This is a genomic window from Pengzhenrongella phosphoraccumulans, assembly GCF_045689905.1.
GTDB lineage: Bacteria > Actinomycetota > Actinomycetes > Actinomycetales > Cellulomonadaceae > Pengzhenrongella > Pengzhenrongella phosphoraccumulans.
The window spans coordinates 231,225-254,977 of the sequence record NZ_CP144210.1 but is presented as its reverse complement, the minus strand read 5'-3'; the positions used below and the strand labels follow the sequence as shown (position 1 = coordinate 254,977).

At 69.2% G+C, this 23,753-nt stretch carries 24 protein-coding genes; 17 read left to right on the top strand and 7 right to left on the bottom strand.

Annotation, left to right across the window (positions count from 1 at the left end):
* Window positions 1-34 precede the first annotated feature (34 nt).
* Window positions 35-865 (bottom strand): DUF1206 domain-containing protein, encoded by an 831-nt coding sequence (locus VTA80_RS01255; RefSeq protein WP_407343612.1) that lies wholly within the window; start codon window positions 863-865, stop codon window positions 35-37.
* A 174-nt stretch (window positions 866-1,039) separates the two neighbouring features.
* On the opposite strand from VTA80_RS01255, the gene VTA80_RS01250 reads away from it, so the two are divergent.
* Window positions 1,040-2,701 carry a phospholipase D family protein gene (locus VTA80_RS01250; RefSeq protein WP_407343611.1) on the top strand — a complete coding sequence of 554 codons (1,662 nt, stop codon included), beginning with the start codon at window positions 1,040-1,042 and terminating at the stop codon, window positions 2,699-2,701.
* A gap of 90 nt (window positions 2,702-2,791) precedes the next feature.
* Entirely contained in the window at window positions 2,792-3,514 is a 723-nt protein-coding gene (locus VTA80_RS01245) for an ANTAR domain-containing protein (protein ID WP_407343610.1), read from the top strand.
* 129 nt (window positions 3,515-3,643) lie between these two features.
* On the opposite strand, the gene VTA80_RS01240 is transcribed toward VTA80_RS01245, so the two are convergent.
* Entirely contained in the window at window positions 3,644-3,787 is a 144-nt protein-coding gene (locus tag VTA80_RS01240) for a GPGG-motif small membrane protein (RefSeq protein WP_407343609.1), read from the bottom strand.
* Window positions 3,788-4,588: 801 nt separating this feature from the next.
* Entirely contained in the window at window positions 4,589-4,744 is a 156-nt protein-coding gene (locus tag VTA80_RS01235) for a hypothetical protein (RefSeq protein ID WP_407343608.1), read from the bottom strand.
* Between the two features lie 67 nt (window positions 4,745-4,811).
* On the opposite strand from VTA80_RS01235, the gene VTA80_RS01230 reads away from it, so the two are divergent.
* The 13 genes from VTA80_RS01230 to VTA80_RS01170 all read left to right on the top strand — a co-directional run bounded on the left by VTA80_RS01230 (window position 4,812) and on the right by VTA80_RS01170 (window position 17,276).
* A complete protein-coding gene (locus VTA80_RS01230) occupies window positions 4,812-5,027 on the top strand; it encodes a hypothetical protein (RefSeq protein ID WP_407343607.1) in 216 nt (71 codons plus the stop codon).
* Between the two features lie 112 nt (window positions 5,028-5,139).
* On the top strand, window positions 5,140-5,493 hold the full coding sequence (locus tag VTA80_RS01225) for a DUF4440 domain-containing protein (RefSeq protein ID WP_407343606.1): 354 nt from the start codon (window positions 5,140-5,142) through the stop codon (window positions 5,491-5,493).
* Window positions 5,494-5,609: 116 nt separating this feature from the next.
* The gene (locus VTA80_RS01220) at window positions 5,610-6,032 is read left to right on the top strand and encodes a hypothetical protein (protein WP_407343605.1); all 423 of its coding nucleotides are present in this window, start codon (window positions 5,610-5,612) and stop codon (window positions 6,030-6,032) included.
* Complete coding sequence (locus VTA80_RS01215) at window positions 6,029-6,223, top strand: helix-turn-helix transcriptional regulator (RefSeq protein WP_407343604.1); 195 nt, start codon at window positions 6,029-6,031, stop codon at window positions 6,221-6,223. The genes VTA80_RS01220 and VTA80_RS01215 overlap by 4 nt, the downstream gene beginning before the upstream one ends.
* 47 nt (window positions 6,224-6,270) lie before the next feature.
* Complete coding sequence (locus VTA80_RS01210) at window positions 6,271-7,368, top strand: serine hydrolase domain-containing protein (RefSeq protein ID WP_407343603.1); 1,098 nt, start codon at window positions 6,271-6,273, stop codon at window positions 7,366-7,368.
* Window positions 7,369-7,814: 446 nt separating this feature from the next.
* Window positions 7,815-9,959: an ATP-binding protein gene (locus tag VTA80_RS01205; protein WP_407343602.1), complete on the top strand. Its 2,145-nt coding sequence runs from the start codon at window positions 7,815-7,817 to the stop codon at window positions 9,957-9,959.
* A gap of 56 nt (window positions 9,960-10,015) precedes the next feature.
* Entirely contained in the window at window positions 10,016-10,732 is a 717-nt protein-coding gene (locus VTA80_RS01200) for a LuxR C-terminal-related transcriptional regulator (protein ID WP_407345642.1), read from the top strand.
* Window positions 10,733-10,839: 107 nt separating this feature from the next.
* Window positions 10,840-11,271: an SRPBCC family protein gene (locus VTA80_RS01195; protein WP_407343601.1), complete on the top strand. Its 432-nt coding sequence runs from the start codon at window positions 10,840-10,842 to the stop codon at window positions 11,269-11,271.
* A complete protein-coding gene (locus tag VTA80_RS01190) occupies window positions 11,268-11,768 on the top strand; it encodes a MarR family winged helix-turn-helix transcriptional regulator (protein WP_407343600.1) in 501 nt (166 codons plus the stop codon). The genes VTA80_RS01195 and VTA80_RS01190 overlap by 4 nt, the downstream gene beginning before the upstream one ends.
* 260 nt (window positions 11,769-12,028) lie before the next feature.
* A complete protein-coding gene (locus VTA80_RS01185) occupies window positions 12,029-13,396 on the top strand; it encodes a diguanylate cyclase domain-containing protein (protein WP_407343599.1) in 1,368 nt (455 codons plus the stop codon).
* 14 nt (window positions 13,397-13,410) lie between these two features.
* Complete coding sequence (locus VTA80_RS01180) at window positions 13,411-14,202, top strand: putative bifunctional diguanylate cyclase/phosphodiesterase (protein ID WP_407343598.1); 792 nt, start codon at window positions 13,411-13,413, stop codon at window positions 14,200-14,202.
* A gap of 620 nt (window positions 14,203-14,822) precedes the next feature.
* Window positions 14,823-15,767 (top strand): alpha/beta fold hydrolase, encoded by a 945-nt coding sequence (locus VTA80_RS01175; protein WP_407343597.1) that lies wholly within the window; start codon window positions 14,823-14,825, stop codon window positions 15,765-15,767.
* A 204-nt stretch (window positions 15,768-15,971) separates the two neighbouring features.
* The gene (locus VTA80_RS01170) at window positions 15,972-17,276 is read left to right on the top strand and encodes an alpha/beta hydrolase (RefSeq protein ID WP_407343596.1); all 1,305 of its coding nucleotides are present in this window, start codon (window positions 15,972-15,974) and stop codon (window positions 17,274-17,276) included.
* 132 nt (window positions 17,277-17,408) lie between these two features.
* On the opposite strand, the gene VTA80_RS01165 is transcribed toward VTA80_RS01170, so the two are convergent.
* The 3 genes from VTA80_RS01165 to VTA80_RS01155 form a co-directional block, all read right to left on the bottom strand.
* On the bottom strand, window positions 17,409-17,795 hold the full coding sequence (locus tag VTA80_RS01165) for a low affinity iron permease family protein (RefSeq protein WP_407343595.1): 387 nt from the start codon (window positions 17,793-17,795) through the stop codon (window positions 17,409-17,411).
* Window positions 17,796-17,938: 143 nt separating this feature from the next.
* Window positions 17,939-19,255: an alpha/beta hydrolase gene (locus VTA80_RS01160; RefSeq protein ID WP_407343594.1), complete on the bottom strand. Its 1,317-nt coding sequence runs from the start codon at window positions 19,253-19,255 to the stop codon at window positions 17,939-17,941.
* Window positions 19,252-21,978: a bifunctional lysylphosphatidylglycerol flippase/synthetase MprF gene (locus VTA80_RS01155; protein ID WP_407343593.1), complete on the bottom strand. Its 2,727-nt coding sequence runs from the start codon at window positions 21,976-21,978 to the stop codon at window positions 19,252-19,254. The genes VTA80_RS01160 and VTA80_RS01155 overlap by 4 nt, the downstream gene beginning before the upstream one ends.
* A gap of 456 nt (window positions 21,979-22,434) precedes the next feature.
* Between VTA80_RS01155 and VTA80_RS01150 the strand changes: the two genes are divergently transcribed.
* Window positions 22,435-22,911 carry a MerR family transcriptional regulator gene (locus tag VTA80_RS01150; RefSeq protein ID WP_407343592.1) on the top strand — a complete coding sequence of 159 codons (477 nt, stop codon included), beginning with the start codon at window positions 22,435-22,437 and terminating at the stop codon, window positions 22,909-22,911.
* 34 nt (window positions 22,912-22,945) lie between these two features.
* The gene (locus tag VTA80_RS01145; protein ID WP_407343591.1) at window positions 22,946-23,179 is read left to right on the top strand and encodes a hypothetical protein; all 234 of its coding nucleotides are present in this window, start codon (window positions 22,946-22,948) and stop codon (window positions 23,177-23,179) included.
* 126 nt (window positions 23,180-23,305) lie between these two features.
* Here VTA80_RS01145 and VTA80_RS01140 read toward each other — a convergent pair whose 3' ends face one another.
* Window positions 23,306-23,752, bottom strand: coding sequence for an FMN-binding protein (locus tag VTA80_RS01140; RefSeq protein WP_407343590.1), 447 nt, complete (start codon window positions 23,750-23,752; stop codon window positions 23,306-23,308).
* Between the last annotated feature and the right edge of the window lies 1 nt (window position 23,753).

Here is a 23,753-nt window from a genome sequence, read left to right as displayed (position 1 = left end):
CGGCGCAGTAGCTCAGACCTGGTTCAGACCTGATTCAGACGCTTCGGTAGCGGGCCTCGAACAGCCCGTAGACCCCGAAAACGATCAGTCCCGTCGCCACCACGGCGAGCAGCAGCGCGCCGAAGGGTTGGTCGCGCAACGTCTGCAGGGCGCCATCGAGTCCGCCGGCCTTTGCCGCGTCGTAGGTCCAGGCCGCGGCGGCCACCAGGACGCCCGTGAGGGTGAAGACCAGTCCTCGCGCGATCGTGCCGACCTGGCCGAGGTGGCGGACGGTTCGCCGTGTGCGGGGCGGCAGGCTCCCGGCAGGGAAGTAGCGCATGAAGGTCAGCTTGACCCCTTGAGCCACCATCACCACACCCACGACGGTGATCGTGACCCCGACCAGGCCCACGACCCAGCGCCCGAAGGGCTGCGCCATGAGCTGGGCGGCGTACCCCTGCTGCTGGCTGCTCTGATCAGCGCCCGCGCCCCGGATCAACGTCACGGCCGTGTATGCCAGGAAGGCGTAGGCGACTGCCCGGGCCAGGGACACCAGGCGCGGACCGACCGCGCGCCCTTCGCCCGTGACGCCGAAGGCCACCTCCGTCAGCCGCCAGGCGGCGTACCCGACGAAGCCGGCGGCGAGCAGGGCGACCATCACCGGTCCGAACGGCTGGGCCAGCACCTGCGCCAGAGCGCCCTTCTGGTCCATCTTCGCCCCGCTGCCGCTCGCCACGGCCAGGGCCAGGGAACCGATCAGGAGGTAGACCACCGCGCGGGCCGTCAGGCCGGCCCGCGCCGCCCACCCCATCTGTCGGCTGTCGGCGGCCTGCCGGGTCGTGGCGGACACCTGTGCCGCGGCGTCGTTTGCGGGTGTGTCAGCCATCGGGGAGTGCCTCTCGGGAAGCCGTGAAAAGTGCGACCTAACTGACGACAGGCACCCTGCAGATCGGGCGATTGCGGTGATGGCTGTCCCGGTTGCAGCGTCCCACGGGAACTGATTCGAGCGTGAATCGGGGGTCCACGATGGTGCCCGCCGCGCCGGGTGGACAATCTGGGGATGCGCCCAGCAGCTGCCGACGGTGACCAGGATCCGCTCGAGCAGGATGCGCCCGAGCACGAGGCGACCGACCCGGCGATCCGTGCCTGGTTCCTGGCCGACGGCGAGCGGGTCAATCGGGCGTCCGACCTGAGGGGCTTCACCCCCGGAAACCGAGTGGTGCCGCTCGTGGACGGCCGCGACTACTTCGCCCGCCTGTGCGCCGAGCTGGTGGCCACGGCGTCCGGTGATCAGGTGTACTTCCTGGACTTCCGCGGTGATCTCGATGAGCGCCTCAACGGCATGGGGACCGAGGTCGGTGAGCTCCTCAGCGGCGCGGCGCGGCGCGGTGTCGGCGTGTTCGGGATGCTGTGGCGTTCCCAGACGAAGCTCCTGCACCAGTCTGAGGAGGCCAACGCGCAGTTCGCCCGGGTAATCGATCACAACGGTGGGCACGTGTTCTTGGACGCGCGGACCCGGCGCGGGGGCAGCCACCACCAGAAGCTGGTCGTGGTGCGCCACCCCGGGTCACCGGCCCGCGACGTCGCGTTCGTCGGCGGGATCGACCTGAGCCACAGCCGAAATGACGATTCGGGGCACACTGGTGATCCGCAGGCGTTCACTTTCCCGGAGGTCTACGGGCCTCGGCCGCCCTGGCACGACATTCAAGCGGAGGTGCGGGGCCCGGCGGTGCACGATCTTGAGCACACCTTCCGGGAGCGGTGGTACGGCAGCAGTCCGTTGGACCTGCCCGACCCCGTCCGTGAGCTCTACGACCGCGCTTACCACATCGGTGTGACCACCCGGCGGCCGCTGCCCGAACCCGTGCCCGACGACGACTCCCGTCCGGGCACGCAGGCGGTGCAGGTGCTGCGCACCTACCCGGCGCGGCTGCGGCGCTACCCCTTCGCCCCGTTGGGCGAGCGCAGCATCGCGCACGCCTACCGCAAAGCCTTCGCGCGGGCGCGCAGCCTGGTGTATGTGGAGGACCAGTACCTGTGGTCGCGCCCCGTGGCTGACCTGATCGCGTCGGCTCTGCGGGCGAACCCGGACCTGCACGTCATCGCGGTCGTGCCGCGCTTCCCCGATAGCGATGGCGCGATCAGCCGGCTCCCCGGCCTGCTGGGGCGCCACGACGTGATCCGGACCTGCGCGCAGGCCGGGGGCGAGCGCTTCGCGGTGTACGACTTGGAGAACCCCCAGGGCACACCGGTGTACGTGCATGCCAAGGTCGTCGTCGTGGACGACGTGTGGGCGATGGTGGGCTCGGACAACCTCAATCGCCGCTCGTGGACCCACGACAGCGAGCTGTCGATCGGCGTGCTCGACGCCCGCCTCGACCCCAGAGCGCCCCGCGATCCGGCCGGCCTCGGCGACGGCGCCCGGGTGTTCGCCCGAGACCTGCGCCTGCGCCTGTGGCGCGAGCACCTCGACCGGGATCCCACCGACGACGCGGACCTTGTGGACCCTCAAGAGGCGTTCGAGGCGTTCCGGCGCCAAGCCGAGCAGCTAGCGGCCTGGCACGACGGCGGCGAGCAGGGCGCCCGGCCACCAGGACGGGTACTGGTCCACGATCCGGGGAGCATCAGTTCGCTCCAACGCGTGTGGGCCGAGCCGGCGTTCCGGTTGGTCTTCGACCCGGACGGTCGCCCGTGGCGGGACCGGATCCGCGCCCGGCCCTGACCATGAAGGTCCTCGCTCCCCTCGGACACGCCTGCCGTGCGCGTGCAGGGTGACATCGCGCCGACACGCGAGAAGGAGGATGATCGCACTATGGCTCAAGTGCACGTCCTCAATGAGCAGCTCGCCGCTGCTGCGCGTTCTTTTGAAGCCGAGACGGGCAAGCAGGACCTGCTCGACAGGGGCGTCGCGATCGCGACCGAGATCTTCAGCGGGTGCGACTACGCGGGGGTGTCGATCGTGCACCGCAAAGGCGTCATCGATACCCCGGCGGCCACCAACGAGGCGGTCAGATGCTTGGACGAACTGCAGTTCACGTTGAAGGAAGGCCCGTGCTTCGATGCCATCTGGTCGGGTGAAACGGTCCACGTCGTCGACCTCGCTCGCGACCCCCGGTGGCCGCGATGGGGTCCTCGGGTGGTGGCTGACCTCGGCGTGGCGAGCATGCTCAGCTACCGGCTGTTCACCACCGGGGAGACGCTCGGGGCGCTGAACTTGTACTCGCGCAGCCTCGACGCGTTCGATCCCGACGACATCAACAACGGCTACGCCCTGGCGGCGCACCTTGCCATCGCGATCGCGGGAGCCGACACCACTGAGCAGCTGACCTCGGCGATCGCGAGCCGGACCGCGATCGGACAGGCGGAGGGGATCCTGATGGAACGCTTCGACCTGCAGCCGGCCCAGGCGTTCGCTGTCCTGACGCGCATCTCCCAGCACAGCAACGTCCGACTCCACCTGGTCGCGCTGGAGCTCGTCAAGACCCGCAAGCTCCCCGAAACGAGCACGGACGAACCAGGACCTGACGTCGGCTAGCTCCCGAACCTGCGCACGCACCGGGTGCAGTTCCGCCGACTTGTTCACAATGCTCCAGGCGACCCGGACGGCCCGCGCCTAACTCTTCGACGCAAGGCCGTCGGACTCGTTCGGAGCGCGTGATCCTGCTCAGGTGAAGATGCTCACGCCGCCCGGGCCGACGAGCAGCCCGACGACAATGAGGACGGCGCCCCACAATAGTTGTTTCCGTAGTATTGCGACGATCCCGGAAATGACCAGAATAACGGCGAGGATCCACAACAGTGTAACCACGGAGCAACCTTCCATTGTTCTATGTCGCGCCCCCTGTGTAGGCAACATACCGCATCGTGTGGCGTACGGGATTCGGTCAAGATCTCGCGCGAGCGCACCGCCCTAAAGCGATGCCCTTGCCCAACTAGCTGAGATCGAGGTGCTGGACGACCTGGATCGACGCCTGATTCTCGGCCCTCCGTGAGGTGAACGGTCGCCCATTTTCGAATATGGGCGACGTCAACACCGAGCCCCGGCGCAGGTGAGAGCCTTGAACCCGATTCTCGTGACGCCGTGGCAGGGGGATGGGGCTCGAGGCAATCGAGACGGAACTGGTCGTCGGCTTCCGCGGTCGCGGCCCGGGCAGGGGAGTCGCGTCACGCGCCCTGCGCGGTAGGTCCCTCGCGAAGATTTGTCCGTTCTGCTCCCGTTCGGGAACAAGAGCCGATTTGAAACGATTTCCGCGGCGAGCAAGAGGGCTCGGAGCGCGATCCTGCGTTGCGGTCCGACGGGTAGCTCGCGCGGGGTCAAGGGCTCTGCCGGTCGTCCTGGTTGCCGCGCTGGATGACGGTGTGCGCACACGAACGAAGTGAAGGCGTGTTCGCCATTGTTGACTATGGCCGGGTTTGATTATTTGTGACGAGTAGTGGTGAGTTACGAACACGGCTACGGCGCCGGCTCGCCCTCGACGGTGCCTCGATGAGAGGGCTGTATTGCAGCATGACGTCGACGTCGGTGCGACCCCACGCCTTCGAGGCGGCCTCGATCAGGGGGCGTCGCGGATCGGGGGTCGGGCGGTAGAGAAGGAACGTGCGGGCTTCTCTACAGCGCGGTGAAGCTCGCAATCCCGGCGAGCGTAAGCACCTCAGCTCCGACGTCGGGGCATTCCTCCTGCGTCAAGGTGTCAAGTTCGGTTCCATTGGGCACCGCGCCCTGTCCGTCGTACCAGGCGAAGAGGTTCGCGGTCACGTTGGCCATCACCCCCACCTCCGAGCCGATCTCCCGCAGCTGGGGTAGTTGACCGGTGAGGTACTCGCACAGCGCTGTGGCAGAAACGCCGCTCGAGGCGTCGCTCGCAGGTGGCGTGCTTTCCGAGGCCGATGGCGAAGCGCTCTCGGCCGGTGCGGCGGTCTCCGTCGCGGCGGGATCGGGCGTCGACTCGCCAGCCGGATCGGCACCTGAGCAAGCCGCCAGGCAGAGCGCAGCGCCGCAGCCCAATGACCACACCATCCAGTTCGTCCTGTTTCGTGTCACCACGTGATCCTGGCATCGCCGGCCGACCTCGGCTACTGCGGGATCATGTCGAGCCGCTAGCAGGACGGCACTTAGCGAGCGCTCAGTGCTGAGGCTCCGCCTCGTGGGAGACTCCCGAGGTGGTCGACGATGAGCTTGCAGTGGTTAAACAACGCGAGCTCGCCCTGCTTACACCCGCGGTGCGTGGCTCCGCAGTCCGACTCGAGGAACTGCTCGACCCGGATTATTCAGAAACCGGCCAGTCGGGACGTCTGTGGACGCGCGCCGAGGTGATTGCAGCGCTGGTCGCTCAGGGCGACCCAGAGCGCACCGTCGAGCTCAGCGACCTGAGCGGCACGGTTCTCGGCCCCGGCTTCGTGCTCCTGACCTACATCACACAGGTCGAAGGACGACGAGTACGCCGCAGTTCCCTCTGGCGCCAGTCGGTGAACGGGTGGCGAGTCGTGCACCACCAGGGCACCCCGATTCTGTAGACCGATCGGTGTCCATCCACGCTGGATGTTGGCGATGGCCGGGACGTCTGCGAGTGCACACGCTCGGTTGACAAACATACTTGACACAATGACAACAAGACTGTACTTTTCGTGCCATGAGCCAAAGTCCTGCAGAACGCAAGAGTGTCAGTGACGTCGCGCGGGAACGGGCAGCGACTCGGGACCTGATCCCGGGGCTCGTCGTCCTGGTGGTGACGCAGGGAACGCTGATCGCCCTCGACCCGGACACGACCTCGAGTGCCTGGCACCTCGCCTGGGCGCTCTCGCCGCTGATCGGGATCGGCTTGCTGGTGTGGGGCCAGGTGCGCATCCTGCGCCGGAGCGACGAGCGGGAGCGGCTCGCGCAGCTGGCGGCGATGGCCTTCGGGTTCGGCGTCTTCGCGGTGTCGCTGGCGGTGGTCGGTGTGCTGCAAGGGGCCGATCTCGGCAATCCGATTGCGCAGACGCAGATCACCTTCGCGGTCGGGATCGTGGCCTGGGTCGTGGCGCTCGAGGTCGACCGGCGACGGACGTCGTGATCAATCGCCTGCGCGAACTGCGGGCCGTGCACCGGTGGAGCCAGGCCGACCTGGCCGATCGGCTCGACGTCTCCCGCCAGACCGTCAACTCGATCGAGACCGGTCGGCACGAGCCCAGCCTCTCGCTGGCCTTCAAGATCGCCGACGTCTTCGGCGAACCCATCGAGTCCCTGTTCGTCCGCGACACGTGAACGGCAGCACCTGACCCACCCCGCCACGTCCGAGAGGGAGACGCACCATGACCCACGCCTGGCTACCTCAGCATCCCGCCGCGATCGGCGTCGCCCTGACTCTCGCCGTGGCCTTGGTGGCGGGGTGCAGCGACGACGGCGCCTCGTCCGCGCGCGGCTCCGCCGATCCCGTCCAGGGCCTGCTCGACGGCTGGGCGGGTCAGGGGCGCGGCGGCGTCGCGGTCGCGATGGCTGGCAACGACAACGAGCTGACTCTCGCGGCCGCCGGCACCGACGGGCCCGACGGCGGCTCGCTCGAGCCGGACGACGCTTTTCGGGTCGGGAGCCTGTCCAAGACGTTCGTCGCGGTGATGGTGCTTCAGCTCGTGGCCGACGGCGCCCTCGGGCTCGACGACCTCGTCGTCGACCACGACCCCGAGCTGACGATCGCCGACGGCGTCACGATCCGTCAGCTCCTCGCGCACCGCAGCGGCATCCCCGAGCACACCGACAGCGAACTTGCCCCTGTGCTGCTGGCCGACCCGGCCCATGCGTGGACGCCGGCGGACGTGCTCGATCTCGTCGCCGACCAGCCGCGCGACTTCGAGCCGGGCGAGGAGTTCGCCTACTCCAACACCAACTACGTGGTCGCCGGGCTGCTGCTCGAGTCCGTGACCGGGATGAGCCTCGCGGACAACCTCTCCCTGCGCATCGTCGAGCCGCTCGCCCTGACCTCTACCTGGTTTGCCCCTGCGGACGGTCGGACGCCGATCGGAGGATTCTCGCGCTCGCTGCCCGGTGGAGACACCGGCGGTGCGTCCTACGTCGGGCTCGAGACCGCGGCGGGTGCCGCGGGTGCGCTGGTGTCGACGGCGTCGGACCTCGCCACCTTCCTGCGCGCGCTCGCCCACGGCGAGCTGCTGCCCGCGAGCACCTACGCCGAGATGACCCGAGACCTACCGAGCGAGGGGTGGTCCCTCGGGGTGTTCGCCGCCGACCCGCCCACGGTGACGGGCATCTCCAACTCCGGAGCGATCCCTGGCTTCACCGCTTACATGCAGTACGACCCGGCCACCGAAGACCTCTTCGTGCTCCTGCTCAACGATGACAGCCGCTCGCCCGAACAGCTCGGCACCGCCCTGTCCGCGATCGTCCAAGCCCGCTAGAGCGAGAACGCAGCCGGAGATCAAACCAGGGCCACGGTGTTGCCGCTCTTGTCCGTCGGCGCGCTCAGCCACCTGTGGACGAGCGCTGCCAGGCCTGGGGCATCCAGGCTAAGGCGCCTTAGTCCGATCGTGCTGCTCTCGCGCGCGAGAGTCTGGGCATCCTCCGGATCCGGACGGGCCCCCCTCAGCCCGACCGTTGACATCACGCAGGCACACCGCCTCGTGTGAATCCGGGAGGGCGAGATGGACATGCTGATTTTGGGTCCGGGGTATGACTACGAGCTGGACAATCGCCGCGAGAGCCTCAGCAGGCTCTGGGGTCGGCCTGCGTGGCTACCTCGGCGGGCCGATCGCGCGGCTCGGGACCGTGCGCAAGCGCCGGGCCGACGCGAAGCTACCGCCCAGCGCGCTACCGGGCGTGGGCGGGCGCTGCGAGGATCGGGGGCATGGCCCACCGCGTGACACCCGTACCGTTCGTCGCTCGCGAGGAGCACGTGGTTGCGCTCGAGGCCGCGCTGGCCCGCGCAGCGGTGGGTCAGCCGGGCGCGGTCCTGCTTGGCGCTGACGCCGGAGTCGGCAAGAGCCGGCTGCTCGCCCACGTCGCCGGGCTCGCCGCCGGCGCCGGCGCAACGGCGATCACCACACATTGCGTCGACCTCGGGGAGGTGGGCCTGCCCTACCTTCCGTTCGCCGAGGCGCTCGCGCAGCTGCGGGCGCAGGGCGACGTCGTCGACCGCGTCGTGCAGGCCCGACCCGCCCTCGGGCTGCTGCTCCCGTCGGGACCGGCAGCCGGGAGCAGCGCGATCGAGGACCAGGCGAGCCGCCTCCAGCTCTTCGACGGCATCGCAGCGGTGCTCGCCGCCAGTGGGCGCGCAGGCGCTCCGCTGCTGCTCATCGTCGAGGACCTGCACTGGGCGGACCCCTCGAGCCGTGACGTGTTCCGGTTCCTCGTCGCGCGCATGCGGGCCGAGCACGTCTTGCTCGTGGCGAGCTACCGCACGGACGATCTGCACCGGCGTCACCCGCTGCGCCCGATGCTCGCCGAGCTCGCCCGCCATCCGCGGGTCGAGCGTCTGGAACTGCCGACGTTCACCGCCGACGAGCTGCGCGAGTTCACGACCGCGGTGACAGGCCGGCCGCTGTCCGACGACGCGTTGCGGCGGGTGAGGGAGCGGAGCGAGGGCAATGCGTACTTCGCCGAGGAACTGGCGGAGGCCGGCGCGGGCGCCGCTCTGCCGGGGTCGCTAGCGGACGTGCTCCGGGCACGGCTCGAGCAGCTCGACCCGTCGGTGCAGCAGCTTGCGCGTGTCGCCTCGGTGGCGGGCCGTCGGGTGGCCGAGCCGTTGCTGCGGGCCGTCGCCTCGCACGGCGAGCTGGCAGCCCCGGACGCCTTCGACGGCGCCCTGCGGGAGGCGGTGGCCCGGAACGTGCTCGCGGGAGAGGACGGTCGCGTGGCGTTCCGGCACGCACTGCTCGCCGAGGCGGTGTACACCGACCTCCTGCCGGGCGAGCAAACCGCTCTGCACTCGGCCTACCGGCAGGCACTCGTGGACGACCCGGGCCTCGGCACTTCGGCGCAGCTCGCGCACCACGCGTCGCGCTCGCATGACCTGCCAACTGCGCTGCACGCGTCCCGCTCGGCCGCTCGCGCGGCGGCGCATGTGCTTGCGCCAGCTGAGGAGCTGCGCCACCTTGAAACCGTTCTCGAGCTGTGGGACGTCGTTCCTGACGCGGCGACGCTCCTCGGGGAGGGCCGGATCGCGGTGCTGACCTCGGCCGCCGGGGCGGCCAGCCGGTCAGGGCTCGACGACCGCGCCGTCGCCCTGGTCCAGGAGGCAGTCACGGCCGCGACCGGCGATGCGGCGCGGCAGGCGCCGCTGCGGTCCCAGCTCGCTCGTAACCTGATGACCGTCGACCGCGACACCGAGGGGTTCGAAGAGGCGACTCGGGCTCTTGCCGACCTGCCGGCCGGGGAGCCGAGCGGGGACCGCGCGTGGGCACTGGCGATCCACGCCTGGGCAGCCCTCGCCGCCGATCAGGACGGCGAGGCGGAGCGCAGCGCCGAGGCAGCGATCGAGGAGGCACGCGCGGCCGGGGTGCCGGCGGCGGAGGCGGACGCGCTCGCGACCCTCGCGGTCCTTGTCGTTGACGATCCTGATCGGGTGGTCGCGCTTCTCGACCTTGCCCGGGACCGCGCCCGAGAGGCGGGTGACCTTGTGACGGAGCTGCGCTGCCACCTGCACCTCGCTTCGAACCGCTACTACGCAGGTCTCCTCGCGCAGGCCGCGGAACTGACGGCCGGGGGACTGGCCCGCGCACAGGAGGCAGGGCTGGAGTGGAGCGTGTACGGCGTTCAGCTCCGGCTCTTTGCCGAGCTCGTGCGGTACGCGCGGGGGACCTCTCGGCGCCGCAGGCCGACGCCCAGACACCGCCGCCGAACGCGCAGGCGTCGCTCGCCGCCGTGCAGCTGTACGCGGCGGTCGCCCGAGGCGACTCCGACGTCGTCGAACGCGGGCGCGCGCTCGGCCCCGAGTGGGACCGCGACGCGCAGGTCGCGCTCCTCTCGGGCGGGTGCACGATCGATGCCCTGACCTGGGCGGGGGAGCCGGGCGCTGCGGTCGAGCTCGCCCTCGGCCTGATCGAGCACATGGGCCAGGTGTGGGACGACTACTTCCTCGGTGGGATCTGGCTTGCAGCGCTCGCCATCGCCGCGCTGGCTGACGCCGCACATGCCGATCGGTCCGCGGACACCGATCCTGAGGAACGGGTCCGGCTCGGCACCGAGTTGCTCGAACGGGCCGTCACGACGGCGCGGCGTGGGCGACCGCGCGGCGGCCGGCTCGGACCGGAGGGACGTGCGTGGCTCGCGCGGGCGCACGCTGAGCATGGCCGGCTCGTGGGTGACAACGACCCGGCGCGGTGGGAGGCCGCCGCGACCGAGTTTGGCTACGGTTACCGCTACGAGCAGGCGCGGACCGCCTGGCGGTGGGCAGAGGCGCTCCTCGAGGCGGGGGACCGCGACGCAGCGCAGGTCCAGGCGAGAAACGCGGAGCAAGCCGCTCGTGAGATGGGCGCCAGCCCGCTCCAGGCCGCGCTCCACGCACTCGGGCGCCGTGCTCGCCTCGACCTGCCCGGCGCCCGGAGGTCATCGACCGACCTGCTGACCTCCCGCGAGGCCGAGGTCCTTTCGCTCGTCGCGCTCGGGATGACCAACCGGCAGATTGGCGAACAGCTCTTCATCAGCGGCAAGACCGTGAGCGTGCACGTGTCGAACATGCTCAGCAAGCTCGGCGCGTCAGGGCGGGCCGAGGCCGTCGGGATCGCGCACAGCCGTGGCCTGCTCGCCACCCCCAACCCCGGATAGATGGCATGACGGCGCGGTCCGTGCCTCGTCCGGCCCCGTGTCCGGTCGTGACACAGGTTGGTATCGAAGGCTTGCCAGGAAACTAGTAAGCGCGCATAGTAGATGGCATGACGATCGCAACCGCCTCCGCCACCTCCACCGCACCGATCAGCGCCTTCCTTGCGAGGTGGGCGGCGATGGCCACGTGGCCCGAGTGGAACCTCGATACCGAATGGGCGCGCCTGGAGGGGCCGTTCGAACAGGGTGCGACGGGCACGCTCAAGCCCAAGGGTGGACCGAAGGTGCGGTTCACCATCGCCCGGCTCGACGACGAGGCGTTCGTCGACGTGAGCTCGATGCCGGGGGCCAAGGTGGTCTTCGACCACCGCTTCGCAAGTACCCCCGGCGGCGGCACGCACCTCGACGTGACCGTCGACATCCGCGGGCCGCTCGCCATGGTGTGGCGAAAGATCCTGGGGAGCGGATTCGTCACGACCCTCCAGCCCGACCTCGACCGACTGGTGGCCATGGCCGAAGCCGACCAGGCCGCCATCGGATGAAGCCCCCACCGGCACCCCGCCGGCTGGCCACTGAGTACGAGGACGCCAGCGCGAGCCCCGGCCTGCTCCTGTGGCAGGTCACCAACCAGTGGCAGGCGGCCACACGAGCCGCCCTGACACCGCTCGGCCTCACGCACGTGCAGTTCGTCCTGCTCGCCTCCCTGACCTGGCTCGACACCCAAGGCCCGGTCACGCAGAAGCGGTTGGCCGACCACGCCGTCACCGACCCGATGATGACCAGCCAGGTGCTGCGTGCACTCGAGTTGCGCGGGCTCGTGGAGCGACAGCCGCACCCCGACGACAAACGAGCACGCGCGGTGAGCGTGACCACATCAGGCGTTGCCCTGGCCAACGAAGGAGTCAAGGCGGCCGAGGCCGTCGACCGCACGTTCTTCGGTGTCCTGGGCGACGGCCTGCCGATGCTGACGGCGGCCCTCGCCGCCCTCGCCGAAACAAGGAGCGACTCGGCCCGCCAAGCGGCGGCCCCACTGAAATAAGGCCGGGTCAGAGGACCGCTTTCGGCGGATGGCTCGGCAATCGCATCGGTGACCGGGTGACGAGATGCGCTCATCCACGCGCAGGCGCGGTGGCGGACGGCGCAGAAGATGTCAAGTTCCCGACCCATTGGCCGATGGGGGGATGCATGGGGGACATGATGGCGCAGGCCTGGGGACGCTACTTGGTGTTCGGCAGTGTGGTGGCCGCAGCCGTCGTTCTGTTGCCGGCTGGACCCGGTCGTGACGTGGTCCACTGCTTCGTGGCAGCATCGGGCGCCCTCGCGATGGTCGTGGGTGCTCGTCGGAACCACCCGGCCGAACCGATCGCGTGGTATCTCATCTCGGCCGGGATGGTGACCTGGGTCGTGGGGGGCGCGCTGAATGCCGCGAACCAGTTGGCGGGTCGTGTCGGCGCGGCCGCCTCCCTGGACGACGTGCTCTACCTCGCCACGTATCCACTGGTCGTTTGGGGCCTGGTGCTGTTCGCCCGGAGCCGCGGACCCGAACGCCGTCCGACGGCGCTCCTGGACAGCGTGATCCTGACGGTGGGGGTCGGGCTGCTCTCCTGGGTCTTCCTGATCGAACCGAGCTGGGAAGCCGACCAAGGACCGACCTTGGACCGTCTCGTCGGCCTCGGGTACCCGCTCGGGAACGTGCTGCTCTTCGGTGCGCTGGTGCGCCTGGCGAAAGCGCCGGGGGTCGGTCGCACCGCGTCCCGGGTGCTCGCGGGACTGGTCGGCACGATGCTGGCGGTCCAGAGCCTGTCGCAGGCCGCGATGCTCGGGCCCGTGATCGACGTTCACCCGGCCCTGCTCGACCCGAGGTGGCTCGTGGCCTTCGTGCTCGCGGGCGCGGCCGCCCTGCACCCGGCAATGCGCTCGTTGTCCGCGCCTGCCCCCGCTCGCGCGGAGACGCTGTATGCGGGGCAACTCATCGGGCTCGCTGCGGCGTTGCTGATCGGCCCGGCGATCCTTGGCAGCGAACTGGTTGCCGGTGTTGAGCTGCGCGCTGGTCCGGTCGTGGTCGCTTCGGTGGCCCTGGTGCTGCTTGTCCTGGTGCGGATGGTGCGGATGGTGCGGCACGTGCAGGATCAGGCCACAACGGACGAGCTGACCGGGCTCCCGAACCGGCGGGCGCTGTACGTGCAGGCGGCCCTGAGGTTCGCGGATCCGCACGGGCCCCGCCAGGCGCTCCTGATGCTCGACTTGGATCGCTTCAAGGAGGTCAACGACTCCCTCGGTCACCACGCAGGCGACCGGTTACTGGTCGAGGTCGGCGCGCGGCTCGGCCACCAGCTGCGTGCCGGGGACCTGCTGGTCCGCCTCGGGGGCGACGAGTTCGCCATCTTGCTCGAGGATGCCAGCCATGACCGGGCGGTGGCCGTCGCCGGGCGCCTGTGCGGCGCACTGGCCGAGCCGTTCATGCTCGGCGACATGGCCGTGCACAGCGCAGTCAGCATCGGCATCGCCCTGTTCCCCGACCACGGCCTGGACCTGTCCGCCCTGCTCCGCAAGGCGGACATCGCCATGTACAAGGCCAAGGCGTCGGGTGACCCGCACCTGTACGGCGGGGGGACGACGGCGGCATCAATCGGCTCCACCTGGTTGAGGAGCTTCGGGCCGCCCTGACCGGAGATCAGCTCGTGGTGCACTACCAACCGAAGATCAACCTGCAGACCGGCGCGATCGAAGGGGTGGAGGCGCTGGTGCGCTGGGACCACCCGACCCGCGGCCTGCTGTACCCGGCCAGCTTCCTCGAGCTCGTTGAGGAGACGGGGCTGATGCGCACGCTCACCCGGATCGTGCTGCGGATCGCCCTGGACCAGGCCGCGGTGTGGCACGCCAACGGGCGCGCCCTGACCGTCGCCGTCAACCTCTCGGCGAGCTCGCTGGTCGACGTCGATCTGCCCGACGAGATCGCCGCGATGCTCGCCGCCCGCCACCTGCCGCCGGGCGTTCTCCAGTTGGAGATCACTGAGGAGTTCTTGATGTCGGACCGGGAGCGGGCCCGCAGCATCCTGACCCGGCTGCGCGACAGCGGCGTCCAGATCGCTGTGGACGACTTCGGCACCGGCTACAGCTCGCTGTCCTACCTCCGCGACCTGCCCATCGACGAGCTCAAGCTCGACCAGTCGTTCGTCTTCCCGATGGCCGACGACGCCCGGGCCGCGGCCTTGGTCGCGTCCACGATCACCATGGCCCACAGCCTCGACCTGCGCATGGTCGCGGAGGGCGTCGAGGATGTGACCGCCTACACCGAGCTCGCCCGGCTGGGCTGCGACCAGGCCCAGGGCTTCTACCTGTCCCGCCCCGTCTCCGCCGCCCAGCTCGACCACTGGCTCCAGGGGCGTGCGTCCGGTGTGCTCACCGACGGTGCGCCGGACCCGTTGTTGACCGTTGGCGCGTCCACCGCGGAACTGGCAGCGCCTCGATGAGCACAATGAAGAGGCGTGTGTTTCTCACGGGCGCGCGACCGGCAACATGGGCAGCGAGGTCCTGCGCGAGCTGGTGAATCGCGATCCATCAAGATGAGCAGGGCCGACATGAACATCGCCGGTGGTGACGACGTCGCCGCCTGCCATAACCCCTGACTGATTGAGCTGAAGATCAGGCCGAACGAGATGGGAGTCGGGCCGGTCTGCGTTTCGAGCGCCACGGTCAGCACCATCGGGCCCACGGGGGTATTTGCCTGGTGGGGGATTGAAGCGGGTGGTTGGGAGGCGCGGTCACGTTCGGTTCTGTCGGCGCCTCGTCGGCCCGTCCTGAGTTGTCATCGCTGTGACCAAGGCGGTGGACGGTTCGCAGGTGCGGCCAATCGAATGTGCTGCACGGCTCCATGAATGAGGTGCTCAAGGTGCGGGCTCTCGAGCAGTGGCCGCTCGTCGCTCACGCAGGCTCCGGGTGAGCTTCGGTCAGGGCACGAAGCCGCGGTGAAAACGAGTTCTCCACCTGCGCCTTACCTGGATGAAGACTGGGCTTTCCAGATCACTTTCCATAGTCAGAAGCGCGCAGCGGGGAGTGAGTCCACTGTGGTGGTAAGACAGTTGCTCAGCACATGCTGAACCGGTGGCGCTGTCGTTGGCGCGTCGCAAGGTTGCCAACCATTGCCGCTCGTAGGTGGGAGAAGGGGATCTGGCTGATGGCCCGGCGAGAGGTCGAGCAGGGGGTGCTTGGCGGCGGTATGGCGTACCTCAAGCTCGGTTCCGGGGAGCCCGTCTTGGTGGCCGCTGGGCTATCGCCGGACCATCACTTGCCGCGCGGACTGGGGCTCTGGGCCCAGGTCCGTCAACTCAGGCCACTCGCACGACAGCGGACGGTGTGGTGGGTCAATCGACGGCACGGCCTGGACCCGTACGCGAGCATGGCCGACATCGCGGACGACTACGCGCGCGTGCTGAGCGCCAACTTCGATGGCCCCGTCGACGTCGTCGGGATCTCCACCGGCGGTAGCGTCGCGCTCCAGCTGACGATCGACCACCCCGAGCTCGTCCGCCGCCTCGTCCTCGTCGCTTCGGGCAGTCGCCTCGGGACGTGGGGACGGCGCGCGCAGCAGGAGCTGGCGGTCGAGATCCGCGCCAACCACCCTCGGGCTGCTGCCGCACGGGCGAGCGGCATGGCAGGCGCGACCTACTCCTCCCGAGCGGCACTTGGAGCCGGCGGTTGGCTCCTGGCGCCAACTCACTTTGCGCTTCGCTCGCCCCAGGACATCCTCGCCACGCTCCAAGCCGAGGATCGGTTCGATGTCAGCGACAGGCTGGGTGAGATCGGTATCCCGGTGCTGGTGGTGGGCGGCGGGCGCGACCCGATCTATGAGAACGGCCGCGTGTTCATCCAGACAGCAGCTCGAATCGCCGGGGCTCGACTGATCCTGTATCCCGAGAAGGGACATCTGGGTGTTCTCGGCGGCCGGGTGATCGGTCGCGACGCCCTCGCGTTCCTCGATGAACGGATGCCAGGGCCCCCGCCACGACCGGATAAATTCGCGATTCCCCCTGGTTAGCAGGGCGTCGCCGCACGACCCGGCCCTGCGCGGCCAACCGCTACAAGCTTTCAGGTCGTTCACCGGTCACTCCCAGGTTCGGCTGCGCATAATTGGCTGACGAAAGTGGTGAGCGACGATGGGTTTGCTGGCGGTTCCCGGCCGGGCGCCCTGTTGGACGGGTGAGTCACTCATGAGGGTCCCCCCACAGGATGCGGGCTATTGATGAGCGGCGTGACGGAGTTCTTGCTGCGCATCGAGGTGCTCACGCCGGGTGTGCTGATCACGGCTTTTGTCATCGGCGGGATCGTTGTGGCCCTCTTGCTCGCCCGTCGCGTCCCCGGGTGGCCGATCCGGGCGGTTGTTGCGGTCGTTGCTGGCGCTGCGATCGGAGCCCTGGTGCTCTGGGTCGTGGAGAAGTGGGTGAACCTGCTCGGTACGCCGCTGATGTGGAGTGCGCGTTGGTGGGTCATCGCGTTCTTCGCCGCCGTCGGCCTCGCTGTCGCCAACGCCTCGCACTCCACGTGGCGGCGCAAGGTCGGCGCCCTGTTCGGTGTCGTCGTCCTCCTCCTGACCACCTCGCTCGGGATCAATGCCGCCTATGGGCTGGATCCGACCGTCGGTTCTGTCCTGGGTATCTCCACCCAACCTCAGATCCCATTGCCGCCCTTGACGACCGCGGCATCGCTCCCAGCCGCGACTCCCGGTGCGTCATCGGCCCTCTGGCAGACCTGGACCGCGCCTGCCGGCATGCCCGCCAAGGGCACGGTCGGATCCGCTGTCATCCCCAATACCGTGTCGGGCTTCGTCGCCCGCCCCGCCGGGATCTACCTCCCGCCGGCAGCACTGACCGCGCACCCGCCACGGCTTCCCCTGGTGGTCTTGATGATGGGTCAGCCAGGCAACCCTGAGACCCAGTACATCGCGGCCACCCTCGACAGCTACGCGGCCGCGCACCACGGCCTGGCGCCGATCGTGATCGTCGCCGACCAGCTGGGGCGCCCGACGAACGACACGTTGTGCCTGGATACCGCGAAGTTCGGCAAGGTCGAGACGTATGTCAATACCGATGTCGTCACCTGGGCCAGGACGCACCTCAACATCCTCACAGACCGGGCTAGCTGGACCGTTGCCGGGTATTCCCACGGTGGGCAGTGCGCGATCTCGTTTGCCGCCAAGCACCCTGACCTGTGGGGCAACGTTCTCGACATCTCTGGCGAAGAGTTCCCCGGGGCCGAACATGCCGCGAAGACCCTGAGTCAGATATTCGGGGGCAAGCAGAGCGCGTACGACGCGCAGAAGCCGATCGTGGTCCTCGCGCACCACACCTACCCCGACACGACAGCGATATTCACCGCGTCTGTCGATGACCCTGTGTATGTCGCGGCGGCGAAGAAGGTCTCGGCTGCGGCACAGGCCGCGGGAATGCGAGCGACGTACGTCGAGCTGCCATCAGGAGGGCACACGGTCGACACCCTTCGGGGGGACTCGACAAGGGGTTCGCGGCCCTGTACCCCCGACTCGGGCTGAGCCCGCCGTAACTGACCGGTACGCCGAGCCGTCGATCTCGTTGTCGGACGGCCGAGCCGTTTGCGGCGAGGGTGGTCAACCGCATTTTCCGCGGACAGTGTGTGCCCGAACGGTGCGGCTGGCCCGGGGAGCTCAGGTCGGCAACTGCGCTCGAAGGGCTGAGAGCCTGCGCTCGACGGCGAGGCGTTCCCCGGCAGGGGCTGACTCGAGGCTGATCAGCCGGTCGTCGGCGCTCGGCAGTGCATGCAGGATCTCGTCGAGCTTGAGTTGCAGGGCCGCCTGTTGGCGGGTTTGCGTGTGTTGCAGGACGAACAGCATGGTCAACGTGATCGCTCCGGCGATCGCGCCGAACCAGGCGAGGATCTGGTCGGGGTGCCAGGAGTCGACCGCCCAGGCCAGCACGCCGGCGCTCACGCCGATGGCGAGCGCGGAAGCTGAGGTCTTCGATGACAGCGACTGCACGACATGCAGGATCCTGCTGAAAGGCGAGTCCCCGACGGGGAATGACTGTGCCAGCATGAGGCCTCCGAGGTCCGTGATCACGTGATCGCCCTCACCTGCCCGTGGGGCGCGCCGCGGCGCCGGTCACGGGTGTGGATGGGCACGGAGAACACGATGCCAAGTCCCGCTGAACGCCGGCTGGCCGCGACCTGGGTTCCCGCCTAGGGCGGGCTGAGTGCCAGGCGGGGGTAGAGGACGGCGAAGCCCTGGTCGAGGCCGCCGTTGAGGGCGCCGATGACGTGCCCGCCGTTGAGCACCTCGCCGTAGGTGACGTGCATCCCGGCGGCCTGGGCTGCGGCTGAGACCCGCTTCACCCCCGGCATGAAGGCAGGATCGTCGGTGGAGACCGTGAAGATGGCGGTCGTGTCGGGATAAGTGTTGCGGGACAGGATGTTGACGGGTTTCTGGGCGTCATAGGCCGCCTGGCTGCCGGTGAAGACGTCGGCGAGAGTGGCGGGGGCGTGTTCGGCGCCGGGGTATTCCTCGCCGGAGATGTCCAGGACGTTGCCCCACAGGTCCGGGTGCTTGGCGGCGAACGAGATCGCGCACTGGCCGCCGTGGGAGTATCCGGCGATCGTCCAGCTGTCGCGGGTGCTGAGGATGTTCAGGTGGGTGCGCGCCCAGTTCACGACGTCGGTGTTGATGTACGTCTCGACGTTGCCGAACTTCGGGGTGTCCAGGCACAGCGTGTCTACGGTGGGGTCGCCGAGCTGGTCGGCGACCACGACGATCGGGGCCAGCCCGTGGTGGGCGGCGGCGTACCTGTCGAGGGTGGCCGCGATGTACTGGGGGTCGGGGTTTCCGGGCTGGCCCATGAGCAGGACCACGAGCGGAAGCTTCGGCGGGTTCGCGGTCAGGGCGGCCGGCGGGAGGTAGACCCCGGCGGGGCGGGCGACGAAGTGCGAGGCCGTATTCGGGATGACTTCGGTGCCGACGGTGCCCTTCGTGGGCATGTCCGGCGGTGCGGTCCACGCCTGCCACAACGGCACCGGCGCCGCGGCGGCCGTCGAGGTGGCGCTCGGGGCCGAGACGGGCGTGGGCAGGGCGAGGGTGCCCACGGTGGCGACGCCGAACAGTGAGCCGAGCGTGGGGTTCAGCCCGTAGATGGAGTTGATGCCCAGCCCCGTGGTCGCCAGGATGACGACGGCGCTCGCCAGCGCCGCGGCCTTTCGCCGCAGGGTGGACCGATGAAGGTTCGCGATCGCCAGCCCGAGGGCGGCGAAACACGCGACGACCCACCACCGGGTGCTCCACCCGAGCGGGGTCCCGAACAGGTCGACCGGCTTCTCGATGACCCACAGCGAGAGCGCGCCGGCCGCGGCGCCAAGGGTCGATGCGGCGATCGCCACAGCCGCCCAGCGGGGCACGCGGCGCGCCAGAAGAAGCGCCACGACGATCCCGCCCAGCACGAATGCCGTGATCAGGACCGCGGGGGACAGGACTGGCAGCCGAAGCAGGAATCCAGCTGGCCCGTTCATCGATCGCTCGACGACGGTGCGCGAGAGGGGCTAGCGGCGGACACGTGGCTGTCTGCGGACTTCTGGGGCTGCGGGAGCACGGGGACGGCGGGCGGCCGCGGGCCGTCGCTCCGCTCCGATCGTGGCGGGGTGCTCGGTCCAGGTGTGTCGCGGTGCTTGAACATGATCGTGTTGGCGACGTGCAGCAGGGTGGACAAGGAGGCATCGGGGACGTAGGCACGAGCGACGGCCCGCCCGATGGCGGGAAGGGACGCGGCATCGGCGTACACGAGGTACATCGGCCTGTACTGGGGGTTGAACTTGGCCTTGAACCGCAGCAGGGAGCGGAACCCGTAGACCGGTTCCAGGCGGGTACCGAGCTGGTCGAGCAGCCGGTCGAGCGGCTCGGGTCGGGCCGCGGCGGGAGCACCAAGAGGTTCGGTGTCCGGGTGCTCGGCGCGAGCCAGGGGGGCTCCGGACAGGCTGAGGAGGGCGAATCCTTCGTCTTGGAAGTCAAGGGCGCCGCGGGCAATGAGGAGCTCGGTGGCGTTGCGGAAACCGTTGGTGCGTTTGCGCATGAAGTCCAGGGTCCAGCCGATGACCGTACCGGCGTCGTAGATCGGGAGCCAGGACGCGACCGCGTGGACGACCCCGGCGTCGTCGACGGCGACGGAGCAGCGCACGTGGGGGTCGTCGAGCTGGTCGATCCCACCCAGGGTGAAGCCCATCTCGGGCAGGGACTGCTGCGAGACCCAGTCTTCGGAGATGGCCTGGATCTGCAGCACGGTGGACAACGGGGCGGTGGGGTAGTCGAGCCACTGGACGTGCAAGCCCTCGCGTTTGGCGTGGTTCAAGGTGGTGCGCAGGTCCTGGAACTTCTTGCCCGTGAACGCCAGGTCCCCGAGCGGTAGCACGGTCTCTTCAGCTATCTGGACGCTGCTCCAGCCTCGCTCGGTGCACAGAGCCTCCAGGCCCGCGGAGGCAGAGTAGAACGCGGGCACTGCGCCGATCGACTCGCAATAGTGCGCGAACTCGAGGACCCGATCGGTGCGTTGGTTCACCGGACCGACAGGATCGCCGATTGTCAGCGCCACGCCCTGGACCAGGCGGTAGGCGACGAAGGTGGAGTCGTTGGTGCTGAACCAGTAGCTGTTCCCCTCCCATAGGCCCATCCACGCGAGGGAGCTGCCGCCATTCGCGATCAGGATCTGGCGGGCTCGGTCGCGTTGGGCGGGGGTACCCGCGGCGTCCTGGCGGAAGGAGCGCAGCACGATGATTGCCCCGCACGCCCAGAAGGCGATCCCGATCCAGTCGAACAGGACCTGGGCAGCCGGACCGGCCGGGACGTGCTGTGCGAGCGCGCCGAGGGTCAGCTCCTCAGGTGCGAGCCGGAGCGGGAAGTCCGTCAGGAGCGACCACGCGGTGGGGGTGGTCTCCCATTGATCAGCGACGACGAGGCCAAGGCTGACGTACACCACGGCCGATCCGGCGGTCAGGATGGCCAGCCGACGGACCAGCGCCCGGCCCGCACCGTGCGGGGCCTTGACGGTGAACAGGTCGCGACCCAGGACGAGCACGACGACGGCGGCGGTGACGGGGACCAGGCACGGCAGGATCAGCTGGGTGAGCAGCCGCAGGGGTTGCTCATCGGTCAGGCCGGCGATCGGCAGCACCGGGCCGGCGTCGGCCATGGCCATGGCGAAATCCGCGATGGCAACACCCGCGAGCACCCCTTCCAGGGCGAGCGTGCCGATCCAAGCCATCCGGCGTCCTCGGCGAAGACCGTCGGCGAACAGCAGCAGTAGTAGAGCGGGCAGGCACGCCATCAGCGTGGCGCCTACCCCGGGGTGCAGCTCGAGGTGTCCCATTGCGCAGCCGACGGATGCCGGCGCCCGGTTGCACAGCTCGGCGATGACGGCCGGCGGCGGCCGGTGCACGTCGGCGACCAGGAAGCCCAGCTTCGCGAACGGGCCGGTGGGGGCGGGGGTGAGCATCGCCAGGAGCGGTCCGAGCGCGGTGGCGGCCACGATCAGAGCCGCGAGCACCCGGGCTTCGTGCACGGACCCGACCGGGCTGGGCTGCAGGGTCTCCGATCGGAACACCCGGCCCAGGACCAGCCCGTAGATGGCTGCAGCAAGGAGCAGCACCGCCAAACCACCGCCGTAGAACAGGACCATCGCGACGAACAACGTCAGGAGGCCTACCCGGACCCGCCGCCGCCACAGTGTCGTCAGCGTCGCGGAGGCTGCCAGGACCGCGCCGATCACCCCGAGTGCGGGGCCGCCGAACGGGACGGTCAGAAAGGCCCGAGCCCAGGTCGGATAGAACTGACCGGTGCCCCAGGCGAGCACGACGACCGTCGACGCCGCGAGCACGTGGGTGGTGACCAGGGCGATGGCATACCGACCTGTGCCCAGCCTGCGCTCGGCAACGATCCCCAAGGTGATCAGAACCACCGTGGAGCCCAGGTATCCCAGGAGGTCCGGTGCCCACCACAGGCTCAAGCCGATCGACTCCAGATGGGTCAGCGAGCGGGCGCCGTCGAGCAGGACGTCGAACCGCTCGTGACGTGGCCCGTGCAGCACGCTGCCGGTCGCTGTGGCGATGACCCACAGTGCGACCACGAGCGCCAGAGTGAGCGGTGCACTGCGCACTATCCGGGTGACTAGGCCCGGCTGCGTGCTCAGCGCTCGCCCGCGACGCCAGAAGGGCGCGATCGTGGCGGCGTCGCGGCTCGAGCTCATCGGCGCACTCACAGGGTCTTTGCCTTGAACTGCCATGACAGCGGAATCTCGATTCGGCAGGTTTACCGTTCGTCACCGCCCAGCGGTGACCAACCAAGCAAGCAGTCATCAAATCCTAGAAGGCTGCCCGTCATCCCGTGTGGACTTCGCGTGTTCCGGAAGGCTCTCAGCACAATGATGCGCCCGGGCGTGGCGGGTCTGCCAGCAGTGTGATCCCGCCGCGCGTGCATCGTGAGTCTGGTTCGGCGACCACGGCGCGCCTTGGGTCTTGACCCGACGTCGATCAATCGTTCAGTAGGACCCTTCTCGTCGGGGCGCACTGTGTTGTCGTGGGCGTACCACGCAGGACAGTCCGTCCAGACTCTCCGCAGACGCGAATCAGGGGAATCACACCGTCACGTATCACTGTATGGTGGAGGTTCAGGTTGGCGCGTCGGTCCGAGAGTGGGTGCTGTGGTGGGCGAGAAGCTCTTGCGCATCGGTGAGCTCGCGGCGCGGGCGGGGGTGAGCACGCGCACGGTCGACTTCTACACCAGCCGTGGGCTGCTGGCCCCGGCCGGCCGTAGCAGCGGCAACTTCCGGCTGTACGACCCGTCGGAAGTAGCGCGCATCGCGGCGATTCGTCAGATGGAGGCTCAAGGGATCCGGCTGGACGAGATCGCCCACGCGCTGACGTCGTCGGCCTCGGATGAGCACACGCGGTGCGCAGATCCTTCTGTGGGGCCGTGCCCGGCCGATCCGCTCGCGTTCGAGCAGTACCTCAGCGCACTCGATGAGCAGGTGCACTCCCTGCGCGAGACCGCGGGCGGCGTCGACGACGCCCACCGGGGTGCGGTCGGGGTCCTGGTCGCCCGCGCGCACGTGCTGATCGCGACCGCGCTGTCCCTGAGCACCGAGATCCTGCCCGTCGTGCACCTGATCCCACCGATCTAGCACGCTGGCGCACGCACACCTACCGGAGGTTGAGATGTGGGAAACGATCAAGAAGGCCCTCACGGGCATCACCGAGGCCACCGGGATCGAGATTCCGGGACTCCCCGTGGACCTCGGCGCCGTGGGTGACGCGGCGACGACCGGCGTGCAGAGCTTGACCGAGTCTGCGACCGGGTTGACCGAGACAGCGTCCGGGGTGGTCGAGTCCGCGACGAGTGCCACCGACGTGGTGTCCGAGACCCCGATCGGCGACGCCCTGCCGAAGTAGCCCCACCGGGCATCGATAGCCCCACACCGAAGCACGATCGCCGTCATGCGGGTCGCGGAACTGTTGACATGCCAAGTGTTTTTGCCTGACCTTCGACGGGCGATAGGGCCGCTGGTCGACTTGGAGTCAGAGGTGGGCTTGGTCGAGTGCGCTCTGGAGCGACTGCACGTAGGCGTTGGAGGTGTAGGTCGCGCCCGAGACCATGGCGATCTTCGCCGACTGTGCGGCCAACGACTCCTTGACGAGGATCGGGACTGCGTGCTGCTTGACCTGATCGTCGTAGGAGTTGCCGGACGGGAGTTGGATGGCGTCGGCGGTGGTGATCTGACCGCTGACCACGGTGATGCGCACCTGGACGGGCCCGTAGCGCATCTGGACGGTCGTGCCGTCGTAGGTCGCATCGGTGGCCGCTGCCGCACCCGGCGCGGCGGTGGCAGCGCCGGAGGTCACTGGGGCCGCGCTACCGGTGCCGACGTCGGCGACCTTCATGGTGCGGTCCAGACTCGTCGGGTAGGCGAACAGCAGGACGAGCCCGGTCGTCGTGGTGGCGAGGGCGGCAGCTATTCGGCGCACC

Excerpts from the sequence above, each read along its gene's own strand:
- VTA80_RS01255 (WP_407343612.1), bottom strand. The coding sequence starts at position 865 with ATGGCTGACACACCCGCAAACGACGCCGCGGCACAGGTGTCCGCCACG.
- VTA80_RS01250 (WP_407343611.1), top strand. The coding sequence starts at position 1,040 with ATGCGCCCAGCAGCTGCCGACGGTGACCAGGATCCGCTCGAGCAGGAT.
- VTA80_RS01245 (WP_407343610.1), top strand. The coding sequence starts at position 2,792 with ATGGCTCAAGTGCACGTCCTCAATGAGCAGCTCGCCGCTGCTGCGCGT.
- VTA80_RS01235 (WP_407343608.1), bottom strand. The coding sequence starts at position 4,744 with ATGGCCAACGTGACCGCGAACCTCTTCGCCTGGTACGACGGACAGGGC.
- VTA80_RS01220 (WP_407343605.1), top strand. The coding sequence starts at position 5,610 with ATGAGCCAAAGTCCTGCAGAACGCAAGAGTGTCAGTGACGTCGCGCGG.
- VTA80_RS01210 (WP_407343603.1), top strand. The coding sequence starts at position 6,271 with ATGACCCACGCCTGGCTACCTCAGCATCCCGCCGCGATCGGCGTCGCC.
- VTA80_RS01205 (WP_407343602.1), top strand. The coding sequence starts at position 7,815 with ATGGCCCACCGCGTGACACCCGTACCGTTCGTCGCTCGCGAGGAGCAC.
- VTA80_RS01200 (WP_407345642.1), top strand. The coding sequence starts at position 10,016 with ATGGGCCAGGTGTGGGACGACTACTTCCTCGGTGGGATCTGGCTTGCA.
- VTA80_RS01195 (WP_407343601.1), top strand. The coding sequence starts at position 10,840 with ATGACGATCGCAACCGCCTCCGCCACCTCCACCGCACCGATCAGCGCC.
- VTA80_RS01190 (WP_407343600.1), top strand. The coding sequence starts at position 11,268 with ATGAAGCCCCCACCGGCACCCCGCCGGCTGGCCACTGAGTACGAGGAC.
- VTA80_RS01175 (WP_407343597.1), top strand. The coding sequence starts at position 14,823 with ATGCTGAACCGGTGGCGCTGTCGTTGGCGCGTCGCAAGGTTGCCAACC.
- VTA80_RS01170 (WP_407343596.1), top strand. The coding sequence starts at position 15,972 with ATGAGCGGCGTGACGGAGTTCTTGCTGCGCATCGAGGTGCTCACGCCG.
- VTA80_RS01165 (WP_407343595.1), bottom strand. The coding sequence starts at position 17,795 with ATGCTGGCACAGTCATTCCCCGTCGGGGACTCGCCTTTCAGCAGGATC.
- VTA80_RS01160 (WP_407343594.1), bottom strand. The coding sequence starts at position 19,255 with ATGAACGGGCCAGCTGGATTCCTGCTTCGGCTGCCAGTCCTGTCCCCC.
- VTA80_RS01155 (WP_407343593.1), bottom strand. The coding sequence starts at position 21,978 with ATGAGCTCGAGCCGCGACGCCGCCACGATCGCGCCCTTCTGGCGTCGC.
- VTA80_RS01145 (WP_407343591.1), top strand. The coding sequence starts at position 22,946 with ATGTGGGAAACGATCAAGAAGGCCCTCACGGGCATCACCGAGGCCACC.